A 12,438-nucleotide genomic window follows, 5' to 3' on the forward strand; every position below is an offset into this window, starting at 1 on the left:
ACACGAGAGAGGCCGCCGTGACCGGAGGGGGCACCTCCGGTCACGACGGCCTCCGACACTCACGACGCTCACGACGGCCCTCGACGGACCCGTGCACGCCTCCCGCGTCAGGCTTAGCGGCACCAGCCCACGTACGAGAAGTTGTCGACGTACTTGGCGCTCATCCAGCCGGAGCGGTTCCACAGCTTGAACCAGATGGTGTTGCCGGCGACGTTCTGACCCCGCACCTTGCAGGCGATGCGGACGATGGCGTGCGGGCCGTACGAGCCGATGTTCGCGGACTTCGTGGTCGGGCGGGACCGGACGATCTGGCCGGTGTGCGCGGTGACCTTGCCGCCGACGCCGTGCCGGGTCGCGGCGGTCTTCATGTCGGCCGGACCGGTCTTCTTCGCGGCCGGGTCAGTCTTCATGTCCGCCGGACCGGTCTTCTTCGCACCCGGATCGGTCTTCTTGGCGCCCGGCTCGCTCTTCTTGCCGGCCGGGGCGGGAGCGGTCGGCTCCGGCGACGGCGAGACCACCTGTGCGACCACCTGCGGGGCCTGCTGCGGCGCCGCCGTCGCGGACGTCGGGGCACACACGGCCAGTGCGATTGCCATGGACACTGCACCCAGGCCGGCCTGGGCCACCTTCAGCTGCGATACGGACATCTTGGGACTCACTTTCTCGACGAGCGGGGGCGACCCCTGGCACCGCCGAGTCTCAAGTTGTCTTGTCCGAAAAGCGGCTAACGACACTCGGACGTCCACCGGATGGCCCAGCCCCGGCCGCCGTCCGTAAACCCCTGCGGTCGCCCGTGGCGCCCCGCCGCCAGGGCCGTCAGCCGACCGACTCGAAGCGCCATCTGTGCACCGGCCGCGCCATCAACTCCGCAGCCGGTTCCGGCAGTTCGGGGAGGTCCGCGTCGTACGGGGCGTCCCACCAGGTGAGTACGAGGACCCGGTCCTGCGGCGCCCGGAAGATCTCCCGGCGCACCGGTGCGGTGGCGAGGAGCTCGACCTGGGTGTAGGCCCACTCCAGGAGTTCGGCGCCCCTGCCCTCGACGGCGCGGGCCTCCCACATCAGTGCGACGGTCATGAGTAGAGGTTGTCCTTGCTGATCTCGTGGACGTGGTCATGGTCATGCCCGTGTCCGTGACTGTGACCGTGCGGGTGGGCCTGCGACTCCTGGCCCGCCTCCTCGTGCGCGTGGCCCGGCACGTGCGGTTCGGTCACCGGCAGCGAGGAGTCCGCCGAGAGGTCCCAGTCGGAGGCGGACCTGCCCCGGGCCACCATCTCCGCGCCAAGGGCCGCGACCATCGCCCCGTTGTCCGTGCACAGGCCGGGGCGCGGGACCCGCAGGGTGATGCCCGCCTTCTCGCAGCGCTCCTGCGCCAGCGCCCGCAGCCGGGAGTTCGCTGCCACGCCGCCGCCGATCATCAGATGGTCGACGCCCTCGTCCTTGCAGGCGCGTACGGCCTTCCTGGTCAGCACGTCGACGACCGCCTCCTGGAAGGAGGCCGCCACGTCGCGCACCGGCACCTCCTCGCCCGCGCTGCGCTTCGCCTCGATCCAGCGCGCCACGGACGTCTTGAGGCCGGAGAAGGAGAAGTCGTACGCCGGGTCGCGCGGACCCGTCAGGCCGCGCGGGAACGCGATCGCCTTCGGGTCACCCTCCTTGGCGAGCCTGTCGATGACCGGGCCGCCCGGGAAACCGAGGTTCAGCACCCGGGCGATCTTGTCGAAGGCCTCGCCCGCCGCGTCGTCGATGGTCGCGCCCAGGGGGCGTACGTCGGAGGTGATGTCGGGGGCGAGCAGCAGCGAGGAGTGCCCGCCGCTGACCAGCAGCGCCATGGTCGGCTCGGGGAGCTTGCCGTGCTCCAGCTGGTCGACGCAGATGTGGGAGGCGAGGTGGTTGACGCCGTAGAGCGGCTTGCCGAGTGCGTACGCGTACGCCTTGGCCGCCGTCGTGCCGACGAGGAGCGCGCCGGCCAGCCCAGGGCCCGCCGTGACGGCGATGCCGTCCAGGTCGGAGGCAACGATCCCGGCGTCCTTCAGGGCCCGCTCGATGGTCGGAACCATCGCCTCCAGGTGTGCGCGGGAGGCGATCTCGGGGACCACCCCGCCGAACCTGGCATGCGTGTCCACGCTGGAGGCCACCGCGTCGGCGAGCAGTGTCGTACCGCGGACGATGCCGACGCCCGTCTCGTCGCAGGAGGTCTCGATGCCGAGGACCAGGGGCTCGTCGATACCGCGCGTGAGGTTCATGGCTGGATCTCTTCTGTCTCTTCGGTCGTCGTGCGCCGCATGACCAGCGCGTCGATGTTGCCCGGCTGGTAGTAGCCGCGGCGGAAGCCGATCGGCTCGAAGCCGAAGCGTTCGTACAGCCTCTGCGCACGCGTGTTGTCGACCCGTACCTCCAGGAGCACCTCGGTGCACTCGAAGGCGGTGGCGTGCTTGAGGAGGTCGGCGAGGAGCCGGGCGCCGAGGCCGGTGCCCCACTGGTCGCGGGTGACGGCGATGGTCTGCACGTCGCCGAGGCCGCCGGCGGCGGCGAAACCGGCGTAGCCGACCAGTCGCCCGCTCTCCCGGTCCTCGGCGACGACGTACCTGCGGGAGGCGCGCGGGCCGCGCGCGTACGCCAGCTCGGACCAGAACATGCCGGGTGACCAGGCGTCCTCGGGGAACAGCTCGTGTTCGAGCGCGAGCACGGGGTCGATGTCCCACCAGCGCATCTCGCGCAGGACGGCCGTCTCGGGCCGGTCGTCGTGCCTGCTTGCCGCAGTGGTCACCGGGGAGTGACCACCTTGTAGTTCTTGGGCACCTGGGCGTCCGGGCGGCGCAGGTACAGGGGCAGCGGCGGCAGGAAGTCCGTACCCGCGGCCAGCTTCTCGGCGGCCAGCGAGGCCAGCGCGGCGGCCGACACATGCTCGGGGCCGCGCGCGTCGGGGAAGTCCTGCGGGTAGAGGAGCGCGCCGGCGCCGGCCACCGGCAGTCCCGCCAGCTGCTCCGCGATCTCGGCGGGGCGGTCCACCGCGGGTTCGGTGGTACGGGTGCGCGCGTCGTCGTAACGCGCCCAGTAGACCTCCTTGCGGCGGGCGTCGGTGGCCACGGCGAAGGGGCCCTCGACTCCTTCGGCCCCCGCCGCGTACGCGAGCGCGTCCAGCGTGCACAGGCCGTGCACGGGCACACCCAGTGCGAAGGCGAAGGTCTCGGCAGTGGCGAGGCCGACCCGCAGTCCGGTGTACGGGCCGGGGCCCACGCCGACGACGAGCCCGGTGACGGCACCGAGTTCCTGACCGGCCTCGCGGAGGGTCGTGTCGATGAGGGGCAGCAGCAGTTCGCCGTGCCGGCGCGCGTCGACCCGGGTGGTCTCGGCGACGACGGACGAGCCGTCGTGGAGGGCGACGGTGACGGCGGGGGTGGCGGTATCAACAGCGAGCAGGAGCACACGAACAGCCTACGGCCCACGCAGCGGAAGCACGGCGTCCGTACGGTCCGTACGGCTGCTGCTACCGTCACGACAAGGTCGTGCGCACACGTATCCGTAGAGGCTCGAAGTGTTGATCGAAAGGTGCACCAAGGTGGCTAGCAGCAGCTCGGGAATCGTGGCCGGGCTCACCGCGGGGGCACTCGCGGTCGTCGGGTTCCTCGCGTACCAGGCGTCGGCGAGCGCACCCGGGACAGTGGCCGCACCCAGCTCGTCCGCCTCGCCCGTCACGTCCGGCCCCAAGGGCAAGGCCGCCAAGCCGTCGCCGCTGGCGCTGCCCGCGAACTCCGGCAGCGGCACCCGGGTCGTGTACTCGCTGGCGGGCAAGCGGATCTGGCTGGTGGACGCCGAGGCGAAGGCGGGCACCAAGCCGCGGACCTTCAAGGTCTCGCCGAGTGCGGTCAACCCGACGCCGGACACCTATCGGGTCAGCACCCGGTCCTTGAAGATCACGGGGTCGGACGGCAAGCCGGTGGAGCACGTGGTGCGGTTCGCGAACGTCGACGGGGTGACGGTCGGCTTCAGCGCGGCCGTCGACGGCACGATGCCGAAGCCGGGCGCGACGCCGCAGGAGGGCACGGGCGCCGTCCGGCTGACCCGCGCGGACGGCACCGCGGTGTGGGAGTTCGCGACCGTCAGCGTCAAGGTCGTCGTCGTCCCGTAGGCCCGCACGCGGACCGTCGTGAGATCCAGGGGACCGTTCAGGCAGCGTCGCGCTGTCCGGCGGTCCCCTTGTCCTGTGTCCGGGGGCGGCGGGCAGGGGCGGTGCGGTCGGGCGGGGTGGACACGGCCGTGGCCGCCGCGCAGGACGCCAGCAGGGCGCTCATCGTCACGGCCTCCGTGGCGACAGCGGGGTCGGTGACGGGGTCGGTGACGGGAGCGGGCGCGGCAGGCGTCATGGGCTTCTCGACTTCTCGTTCCGGTGCCGACATGGACGCCTCCTGGGGCGACGGGAGCAGGCGCAGGGCGATGGTGGTTAGGCTGACCTAACCAAGGTCTCCGAACCCATGTGACCACGCCCGGCACCCCCGATGCAACATCTTCCCGACACCTTGTCGGAAAGTACGGTGTGCCTGGAGAACGCGCGGCGCGACGCCCAGGTTCCCGACCCGCCACCCCGGGCCCGCCCGGCCACCTCTCCCGCCCCACGGCCCGGACCACCCCGCCCCACCGCCCCGGAGCGCTCAGCGTCCCAGCGCCGACAGTTCCTCGTCCGTCCAGCGGGTCCCGACGCCGTCCAGGCGCACCTTCCGTACGTCGTCGTCCGTGTCGCCGCTCGCGCGGTCGATGAAGACGTGCAGGCGGTCCTCGGAGAGCTCCTCGACCTTGCCCTCGCCCCACTCCACGACGATCACCGAGTCGGGCAGCGAGACGTCCAGGTCGAGGTCCTCCATCTCGTCGAGTCCGCCGCCGAGCCGATAGGCGTCGACGTGCACCAGTGCGGGCCCGTCGCCCAGCGGCGGGTGCACACGGGCGATGACGAAGGTCGGGGAGGTGACGGCGCCACGCACCCCCAGGCCTTCGCCGAGGCCGCGGGTCAGCGTGGTCTTGCCGGCGCCGAGCTCCCCGGTGAGCATCACGAGATCACCGGGACGCAGCAGCTTGGCCAGCGAGCGCCCCAACTCGCCCATCCGGGCGGGCGAGTCGACGGTCAGGGAGTACGAGTTGATCGGGCCGTTCTCAACGGCCCCGCTGTGCGGTGCTTCCATGGGAATCAACGTTAGCCCTCGGCGGCACGGCCCCCACGCGCGCCAGCAGCTCCGCGAGGCGGTCGTTCACCAGGTCGGGGAGTTCCAGCATCACCAGGTGCCCCGCGCCCGGGACGATCACCAGTTCCGCGTCCGGGAGCAGTTCCGCGATGGCCTCGCTGTGCGCGCTCGGGGTGACCAGGTCCCTCGTACCCGCCAGCACCAGCACCGGGACCTCCGCGAAGATCTGGAGCGCCGCCGCCTTGTCGTGGTCCTGGAAGGCCGGGTAGAACTCCGCGACCACGTCGATCGGGGTCCCCTCGATCAGCCGTTCCGCGAACCTGGAGACCGCGGGATCCACGTCGCGGGAGCCGAACGAGTACCGCTTGACGATGCCGGCGAAGAGGTCCGCGGTGGCCCGGCGCCCCCGTTCCACCAGTTCCGTCTGGGAGCCCAGGGTGCGCAGTACGCGCGGCAGGAAGCGACGTATCGCGTTCATGCCCGCGACCGGCAGCCCGAAGTTCACCTCGCCCATGTGCCCCGAGGACGTACCGACGAAGGCCACACCGACGACGCGCTCCCGGATCAGCTCCGGGTACTGGTCCGCCAGCGCCATCACGGTCATGCCGCCCATCGAGTGCCCCACGAGCACCAGCGGCCCCTCGGGGGCGGCCGCGTCGATGACGGCCTTGAGGTCGCGGCCGAGCTGGTCGATGGTGACCTGCTCGCCCTCGGCCTGCGCCGCGCCGCGCGCCGAGCGGCCGTGGCTGCGCTGGTCCCAGTGCACGGTGCGCACGCTGCCGCGCAGGGCGGCCCGCTGGAAGTGCCAGGAGTCCTGGCTGAGGCAGTAGCCGTGGCTGAAGACGACGGTGACGGGGCCGCTCTCGCGGCGCCCGAAGAACTTGCGGCGCCTCGCGGAGGCCCGCGACTCCGGTTCGTCCGTCTCGAAGTACAGCTCGGTGCCGTCGTCGGCGAGCGCGGTGGCGGGGGTGCCGCGCAGCGCGCCGTACGGGCCGGTCGAGTCCAGGGCGAGGCGGGCCTTCTTGCGCATGCCCCGGCCGACGGTGAGCCGCTCGACGGCGACGCCCGCCGCCGCGCCCGCGGCGACCATGCCGATGACGGTCCCGGCCAGGCCGGCCCGGCGCCAGTTGCCCGCGGCCGCCGCCTCGGTCACCGCCTGCGCCGCGACCGCCGCGCCCTGCGTGCTGTCCCCGCTCACGTGCCGCTCCTCCCTGGTGTGCGCCGGTGCCTAGCTGTCCCGGGCCGGTTCACCGGCCGGGTCGCGGTCCAGGTCGTGGGCCGGGTCCTCGTTGACGTACACGCGCGGAATGCGCCGGCCGATACGGGTGACGATCTCGTAGGCGATCGTGTCCGCGGCCTGCGCCCAGTCCTCGGCCGTCGGTTCGCCCCGGTCGCCCGGTCCGAACAAGATGGCTTCTTCCCCCGGTTCGGGTGTCTCACCGCCGAGGTCGACCACGAACTGATCCATCGCGATCCGGCCGCGGGCCCGCCGCCACCTGTCGCCGACCAGGACCGGGCCGCGCCCCGAGGCGCTGCGCGGCACCCCGTCCGCGTACCCGACCGGGATCAGGCCGAGCGTCGTGGCGCGCTCGGTGACGTAGTGGTGGCCGTAGCTGACGCCGTGGCCCGCCGGGACGTCCTTGACCAGGGCGACGGATGCGGCGAGCGTCATCACCGGGCGCAGCCCCAGCTCGGCCGGTGTGCCGAGCTCGGGGCTCGGCGAGAGCCCGTACATCGCGATCCCGGTCCGCACCAGGTCGAAGTGCGACTCCGGCACGGTCAGCGTGGCCGGGGAGTTGGCGAGGTGGCGCACCTCCGGGTCCAGGCCCTGCTCCTCGGCGTATGCGACCATCTCGCGGAACGCGGTCAGCTGAAGACCGATCGAGGGGTGCCCCGGCTCGTCGGCGCACGCGAAGTGCGACCAGAGACCGGTGACCTGGGCGACGCCCTCCTTCTCCGCGGCGCGGGCGGCGGCGACCAGTTCCGGCCAGTCGGCGGGCTGGCAGCCACCCCTGCCCAGGCCCGTGTCGGCCTTGAGCTGGATCTTCGCCGTACGTCCGAGGGCGCGGGCGGCGTCGGTGGCCTCGCGCAGCGCCCACATGCCGCCGATCCCCAGGTCGAGGTCGGCCTCGATCGCCTCGCGCCAGGGCCCGCCGGGCGTCCACAGCCAGCACAGCACGCGTGCGTCGGCCGGAGTGATCCCGGCGGCACGCAGCTCCAGCGCCTCCTGCGGGGTGGCCGTGCCGAGCCAGGTCGCGCCTGCCTCCAGGGCGGCGCGGGCACAGGGCAGAGCGCCGTGCCCGTAGGCGTCCGACTTCACGACGGCCATCAGCGCGGCGTGCGGGGCGCGTTCGCGCAGGGCCCTGACGTTCGCACGCAGGGCGCGGAGGTCGATCTCCGCACGCGCGCGCATCGGGGCCCGGGGCTCCGCCCGCGTCGTCGACTGGGTCATCGCCTGGCTCATCACGCTCTCGGTCATCACGCTCTCGGTCTTCACGGTCATCGCGCCCCCAGTCTCGCAGAGGGTTACGACAGGCCCGGTCAAGGCGGCCCGTGAGAACGCCGGACGACCAGGTCCTCGTCCCGCCGTGGCGGTCCCGTGCCGCCGTCGCGCCCCTTCGCCCCGCCCCGGACGCGCCGGCGTCCTCTCACTCCACGTCACACATTCGGTGCGCCCTTTCACCCGCGCGGCAGCCGGTGCGTGGCGCGCGGGGCCCGCGGACGGCCGGATGGACTGCACGGGCGGGCCCGCTTCCTCGGGCCCGCCGCACGCCGGAGGAGCTGAGGAACGATGAACCACGCCCACCACCTCGCCCGCGTATCCGCCCTGGCCGGGCTCGTCGCCGTGGCGGCGGGCGCCGTTCCCGTGTCCCCGGCCGCCGCGCACGACGCCGTTCCCGCCGCGACCGCCCCCGGGCCCGCCGCGCACTCGGCCCCCGAGCCGCCGTGCACCGCGCCCACCGGCCCGTACCAGAAGGACCTGGAGCTGGGGCTCCGCCTCCAGGCCGACGGCAAGCAGTCTCCGGGTGACTGCGCCGCCATCCGCAAGCTCCAGCGGGAGCTGAACATCAAGCCGGCCGACGGCCGCGCCACCGCACAGACGTACGGCCTGCTGCTGGTGCGCGAGGCCCGCAAGAACCCGAACGCGGCCGGCCGGTGCCCGGTCCGCAGCTACACCGTCACCTGTGTGGACCTGCCGCGCCAGCTGCTGTGGATGCAGAGAGGGAAGACGGTCGTCTTCGCCCCGGTCCCGATCCGCAGCGGTATCCGCGGGCTGGAGACCCGCACCGGCTGGCACAAGGTCTACTGGAAGCACAAGAACCACTTCTCCACCATCTACGACAACGCCCCCATGCCGTACAGCCAGTTCTTCAGCGGCGGGCAGGCGCTGCACGGCACGTACGGCGACCTCTTCAAGTCGGGTTCGGGCGGCTGCGTGAACCTCTACGTGCACGACGCGAAGCGCCTGTGGGACAGGCTCGGCGTCGGCAGCATGATCTACGTCTGGGGCGCCAAGCCGGGTACGAACGTGCGCAGCTGGGAGGCGCACGACGACCGCCGCAGCAACGAGGAGGAGCTGGTGGTCAAGGGCTTCGGGGGCGAGCACATCCCGGTGGAGTGGGACCTGGACTCACCGATCACGCCCGAACCGCGGCGCGCCTGACCCGGCGGGACCGGCCGCTCACCGCGACCGCCCCTGCGACGGGGTGCCGAGCGAGGGCCGGGCGCCGGCCCCGCGACGGGGTGCCGAGCGAGGGCCGGGTGCCGGCAGCTCCCGCCGGCACCCCGCCGTCCCACTCCCGCACGCCCTTCCAAGCCCCTCCCCCTACCCCCGCGTCCCCTCACCCCGCACGTCCCTCCAGGCACCCGCGATCTCCGCCGCCACGTCACCCGCCTTCACCGGCGCACCCCGCGCCGCGCGCCGGCCCGCCAGGCCGTGCAGGTACGCGCCCACCGAGGCCGCGTCGAGCGGGTCGAGGCCGGCCGCGAGCAGCGCCCCCGTCAGGCCCGACAGCACGTCCCCGCTGCCCGCCGTCGCCAGCCAGCCCGTCCCGGTCGGATTGACCCGGACCGGCCCGCCCCCGTCGGGCGGTGCGACCAGCGTGGTCGAGCCCTTGAGGAGGACCGTCGCGCCGTACTTGACCGCCAACTTCCGCACCGAGGACAGCCGTTCGGCCTCCACCTCGGCCCGCTCGACCCCCAGCAGCGCAGCCGCCTCGCCCGCGTGCGGCGTCAGCACGGTGGGCGCGCCCCGGCCCCGTACCGCCTCCGGGTCGAGCGAGCCGAGACCGTCCGCGTCGATGAGGACCGGCACGTCGGACGCCAGTACGTCCGCCAGCGCGTCCTTCGTACGGTCGTCGAGCCCGGGGCCGACGACCCACGCCTGCACCCGCCCCGCGTCACCGGGCGCCCCGTCGCTCACCAGTACCTCGGGGAAGCGGGCGAGCACCGCGTCCCCGCCCTGGCCGACGTACCGAACGGCCCCCGCGCCACCGTGCAGCGCACCCGCCACGGCGAGCACCGCGGCGCCCGGGTAGCGCGCGGACCCGGCGACGACCCCCACCACGCCCCGCCGGTACTTGTCGCTCTCCGCCGCCGGCACCGGCAGCAGACCCGCCACCTCGGCGTGCTGGAGCGCCTGGACGTCCGCCGCCACCCCGGCCGTCTCCAGCCCGAGGTCGACGATCCGGACCACCCCGGCCCGCTCCTTCGCGGGGTCGATCAGCAGCCCCGGTTTGTACGTCCCGAACGTCACGGTCACATCCGCCCGTACGCTCTCGCCCTCGACCTGCCCGCTGTCGGCGTCGATCCCGCTGGGCAGGTCCACGGCCACCAGCACCGCGTCGGACGCCTCCGCCGCCCGTACCAGCGGGACAGCGTCGGCGCGCAACCCGCCCCGGCCGCCGATCCCGGTGATCGCGTCCATGACCAGGTGGGCGCGGCCGAGCGCCTGGTAGGCCGAGGACCCGCAGCCGCCGTCCTCGTGCACCTCGTGCGCCTCGTGCGGTCCGGCCACGATCCGCCCGCCTGCGGCCCGCAGCGCGACGGCACCGCCCGCGTGCGCCCGCTGCCGCGAGTCGGTCAGCACGGCCGTGACGCCTGCCCCGCGCCGGGCGAGCCTGGCACCCGCGTAGAGGGCGTCGCCCCCGTTGTCGCCGCTGCCGACGAGCAGGACGACCCGCGCCCCGTACACCCGCCTCCCCAGCAGATCGACGCAGGCGGCGGCCAGCCCGGCGGCGGCACGCTGCATCAGCGCGCCCTCCGGAAGCCGGGCCATGGCCTCCCGCTCGACGGTCCTGACGGTCTCGACACTGTGTGCGGTACGCATGTCCCTGAGTCTGCCCCAGGGGCGCCGCCCGAGGCGTCGGGGACGCAGGAGAGTCCCGGGGGGGACGGAGAGCGTGCCCGCCTCCCCCTGCACCCGGGGCGTCGGGGACGCAGGAGAGCCGGGGGCGGCGGAGAGCGTGCCCCCTCAGCGCGTGCCCCCTCAGAGCGTGCCCCTCAGCGCGTGCCCCTCAGCGCGTGCCCCCTCAGAGCGTGCCCCCTTCCCCTCACCCCTCCGCGATCACCACCGCCGAAGCCACCCCCGCGTCATGGCTGAGCGACACGTGCCACGACCTCACCCCCAGCGCCTCGGCCCGTGCGGCCACCGTCCCCGAGACCTGGAGCCGAGGCTGCCCCGACTCCTCGACGCAGACCTCCGCGTCCGTCCACAGCAGCCCCGCCGGTGCGCCCAGCGCCTTGGCCAGTGCCTCCTTGGCGGCGAACCGTGCCGCGAGCGAGGCGATCCCGCGCCGCTCACCGCTCGGCAGCGTCAGCTCCCGCTCGACGAAGAGCCGGTCGGCCAGCTGCGGCGTGCGCGCCAGCGCCGCCCCGAACCGCTCGATCTCGGCGACGTCGATCCCGACCCCAACAATCACTGTCCACCCACTCCACGGTCCCGGACCCGGCCGCAGTCCTCGGCCGGTCCACCTCGTCGGGCGCTGCCGCGCACGTCCTGCGCACACTCCCGCACGCACTGCGCAGCGTAGGCCGAACCGCTCCCGCGCCGTGCACCCCGGCCCGCGGGCCCCCGGCGTCCCAGACCCGACCGCCTCGGCCCGCACCCCCGCCGCGGGCCCCCGGCGTCCCAGAGCCGACCGCCTCGGCCTCCCCCTCCGACCCGGAGTCCCCCCGTGCAACCCCGTCCGCCGAGTGATCCACCCCACCCCTCCCGACCGGCGACAACCGCCCGCCACCCCCGACAATGGTCTGGTGATCACTTCGCCGCCACGAAGCTCCCACCGCAGCCGGGCCGAGTCGTCCCCGTACCTGGACCTCACCCGCACGGAGTGGAGCGCCCTGCGCGAGAAGACGCCGCTGCCCCTCACCGCCGAGGAGGTCGAACGGCTGCGCGGGCTCGGCGACGTCATCGACCTCGACGAGGTACGCGACATCTACCTCCCGCTCTCCCGCCTCCTGAACCTCTACGTGGGAGCGACCGGCAACCTCCGCGGCGCCCTCAACACCTTCCTCGGTGAGAACGGCACCCAGCGCGGCACACCCTTCGTGATAGGGGTCGCCGGCAGTGTCGCCGTGGGGAAGTCGACCGTCGCCCGTCTGCTGCAGGCCCTGCTGGCCCGCTGGCCCGAGCACCCGCGCGTCGAGCTGGTCACCACGGACGGCTTCCTGCACCCGATGAAGGAGCTCGAAAGGCGCGGCCTGATGGCCCGCAAGGGCTTCCCCGAGTCGTACGACCGCCGCGCCCTGACCCGCTTCGTCGCCGACGTGAAGGCCGGGAAGGACGAGGTCACCGCGCCCGTCTACTCCCACCTGATCTACGACATCGTGCCCGGCGAACGGCTCACCGTGCACCGCCCGGACATCCTCATCGTCGAGGGCCTGAACGTCCTCCAGCCGGCCCTCCCCGGCAGCGACGGCAGGACCAGGGTGGGCCTCGCCGACTACTTCGACTTCTCGGTGTACGTCGACGCGCGCGAGGAGGACATCGAGCAGTGGTACCTCAACAGGTTCCGCAAACTGCGCGCGACCGCGTTCCAGAACCCCTTCTCGTACTTCCGCAAGTACACCCAGGTGTCCGAGGAGGAGGCCCTCGACTACGCCCGCAACACCTGGCGCACCATCAACCGCCCCAACCTCCTGGAGAACGTCGCCCCCACCCGGGGCCGCGCCACCCTGGTCGTCCGCAAGGGCCCGGACCACAAGGTCCAGCGGCTGTCCCTGCGCAAGCTCTGAGGGTCTCCCCGTAGGTACGGGGCCCCAC

General features: G+C 73.4%; 14 protein-coding genes. 3 read left to right on the forward strand and 11 right to left on the reverse strand.

Annotated elements, in window-relative coordinates; genetic code table 11:
• Positions 1-113 precede the first annotated feature (113 nt).
• The 5 genes from ACIQM4_RS08090 to tsaB all read right to left on the reverse strand — a co-directional run bounded on the left by ACIQM4_RS08090 (position 114) and on the right by tsaB (position 3,426).
• Entirely contained in the window at positions 114-596 is a 483-nt protein-coding gene (locus tag ACIQM4_RS08090; RefSeq protein WP_401587599.1) for a hypothetical protein, read from the reverse strand.
• Between the two features lie 220 nt (positions 597-816).
• Positions 817-1,074 carry a hypothetical protein gene (locus tag ACIQM4_RS08095; RefSeq protein ID WP_401587602.1) on the reverse strand — a complete coding sequence of 86 codons (258 nt, stop codon included), beginning with the start codon at positions 1,072-1,074 and terminating at the stop codon, positions 817-819.
• A complete protein-coding gene (gene tsaD / locus ACIQM4_RS08100; RefSeq protein ID WP_401587605.1) occupies positions 1,071-2,243 on the reverse strand; it encodes a tRNA (adenosine(37)-N6)-threonylcarbamoyltransferase complex transferase subunit TsaD in 1,173 nt (390 codons plus the stop codon). The genes ACIQM4_RS08095 and tsaD overlap by 4 nt, the downstream gene beginning before the upstream one ends.
• The gene (rimI, locus tag ACIQM4_RS08105) at positions 2,240-2,710 is read right to left on the reverse strand and encodes a ribosomal protein S18-alanine N-acetyltransferase (protein WP_401588232.1); all 471 of its coding nucleotides are present in this window, start codon (positions 2,708-2,710) and stop codon (positions 2,240-2,242) included. Before rimI ends, tsaD begins: the two co-directional genes overlap by 4 nt.
• Before the next feature lie 53 nt (positions 2,711-2,763).
• A complete protein-coding gene (gene tsaB, locus ACIQM4_RS08110) occupies positions 2,764-3,426 on the reverse strand; it encodes a tRNA (adenosine(37)-N6)-threonylcarbamoyltransferase complex dimerization subunit type 1 TsaB (protein WP_401587608.1) in 663 nt (220 codons plus the stop codon).
• Positions 3,427-3,559: 133 nt separating this feature from the next.
• On the opposite strand from tsaB, the gene ACIQM4_RS08115 reads away from it, so the two are divergent.
• On the forward strand, positions 3,560-4,129 hold the full coding sequence (locus tag ACIQM4_RS08115; RefSeq protein WP_401587610.1) for a hypothetical protein: 570 nt from the start codon (positions 3,560-3,562) through the stop codon (positions 4,127-4,129).
• Positions 4,130-4,166: 37 nt separating this feature from the next.
• Here the strand turns inward: ACIQM4_RS08115 and ACIQM4_RS08120 are convergent, their stop codons facing one another.
• The 4 genes from ACIQM4_RS08120 to alr all read right to left on the reverse strand — a co-directional run bounded on the left by ACIQM4_RS08120 (position 4,167) and on the right by alr (position 7,626).
• A complete protein-coding gene (locus ACIQM4_RS08120) occupies positions 4,167-4,397 on the reverse strand; it encodes a hypothetical protein (protein ID WP_401587612.1) in 231 nt (76 codons plus the stop codon).
• Between the two features lie 252 nt (positions 4,398-4,649).
• A complete protein-coding gene (gene tsaE, locus ACIQM4_RS08125; protein WP_401587615.1) occupies positions 4,650-5,174 on the reverse strand; it encodes a tRNA (adenosine(37)-N6)-threonylcarbamoyltransferase complex ATPase subunit type 1 TsaE in 525 nt (174 codons plus the stop codon).
• Complete coding sequence (locus ACIQM4_RS08130) at positions 5,146-6,372, reverse strand: alpha/beta fold hydrolase (RefSeq protein WP_401587617.1); 1,227 nt, start codon at positions 6,370-6,372, stop codon at positions 5,146-5,148. The genes tsaE and ACIQM4_RS08130 overlap by 29 nt, the downstream gene beginning before the upstream one ends.
• A 30-nt stretch (positions 6,373-6,402) precedes the next feature.
• Complete coding sequence (gene alr / locus ACIQM4_RS08135; RefSeq protein ID WP_401588235.1) at positions 6,403-7,626, reverse strand: alanine racemase; 1,224 nt, start codon at positions 7,624-7,626, stop codon at positions 6,403-6,405.
• A 339-nt stretch (positions 7,627-7,965) separates the two neighbouring features.
• Between alr and ACIQM4_RS08140 the strand changes: the two genes are divergently transcribed.
• Positions 7,966-8,838, forward strand: a complete 873-nt coding sequence (locus ACIQM4_RS08140) for a L,D-transpeptidase (protein WP_401587620.1) — start codon at positions 7,966-7,968, stop codon at positions 8,836-8,838.
• Between the two features lie 162 nt (positions 8,839-9,000).
• Here ACIQM4_RS08140 and ACIQM4_RS08145 read toward each other — a convergent pair whose 3' ends face one another.
• A complete protein-coding gene (locus tag ACIQM4_RS08145) occupies positions 9,001-10,503 on the reverse strand; it encodes an NAD(P)H-hydrate dehydratase (protein WP_401587622.1) in 1,503 nt (500 codons plus the stop codon).
• 223 nt (positions 10,504-10,726) lie between these two features.
• Positions 10,727-11,095, reverse strand: a complete 369-nt coding sequence (locus ACIQM4_RS08150) for a holo-ACP synthase (protein WP_401587625.1) — start codon at positions 11,093-11,095, stop codon at positions 10,727-10,729.
• 334 nt (positions 11,096-11,429) lie between these two features.
• On the opposite strand from ACIQM4_RS08150, the gene coaA reads away from it, so the two are divergent.
• Positions 11,430-12,410: a type I pantothenate kinase gene (gene coaA / locus ACIQM4_RS08155; protein ID WP_401587628.1), complete on the forward strand. Its 981-nt coding sequence runs from the start codon at positions 11,430-11,432 to the stop codon at positions 12,408-12,410.
• The last annotated feature ends 28 nt before the right edge of the window (positions 12,411-12,438 follow it).

Origin of the sequence: Streptomyces sp. NPDC091272 (assembly GCF_044757485.1) — a bacterium.
Classification (GTDB): domain Bacteria; phylum Actinomycetota; class Actinomycetes; order Streptomycetales; family Streptomycetaceae; genus Streptomyces.

Excerpts from the sequence above, each read along its gene's own strand:
- ACIQM4_RS08145 (WP_401587622.1), bottom strand. The coding sequence starts at position 10,503 with ATGCGTACCGCACACAGTGTCGAGACCGTCAGGACCGTCGAGCGGGAG.
- ACIQM4_RS08095 (WP_401587602.1), bottom strand. The coding sequence starts at position 1,074 with ATGACCGTCGCACTGATGTGGGAGGCCCGCGCCGTCGAGGGCAGGGGC.
- ACIQM4_RS08090 (WP_401587599.1), bottom strand. The coding sequence starts at position 596 with ATGGCAATCGCACTGGCCGTGTGTGCCCCGACGTCCGCGACGGCGGCG.
- rimI (WP_401588232.1), bottom strand. The coding sequence starts at position 2,710 with ATGCGCTGGTGGGACATCGACCCCGTGCTCGCGCTCGAACACGAGCTG.
- ACIQM4_RS08140 (WP_401587620.1), top strand. The coding sequence starts at position 7,966 with ATGAACCACGCCCACCACCTCGCCCGCGTATCCGCCCTGGCCGGGCTC.
- alr (WP_401588235.1), bottom strand. The coding sequence starts at position 7,626 with ATGACCCAGTCGACGACGCGGGCGGAGCCCCGGGCCCCGATGCGCGCG.
- tsaD (WP_401587605.1), bottom strand. The coding sequence starts at position 2,243 with ATGAACCTCACGCGCGGTATCGACGAGCCCCTGGTCCTCGGCATCGAG.
- tsaE (WP_401587615.1), bottom strand. The coding sequence starts at position 5,174 with ATGGAAGCACCGCACAGCGGGGCCGTTGAGAACGGCCCGATCAACTCG.
- ACIQM4_RS08120 (WP_401587612.1), bottom strand. The coding sequence starts at position 4,397 with ATGTCGGCACCGGAACGAGAAGTCGAGAAGCCCATGACGCCTGCCGCG.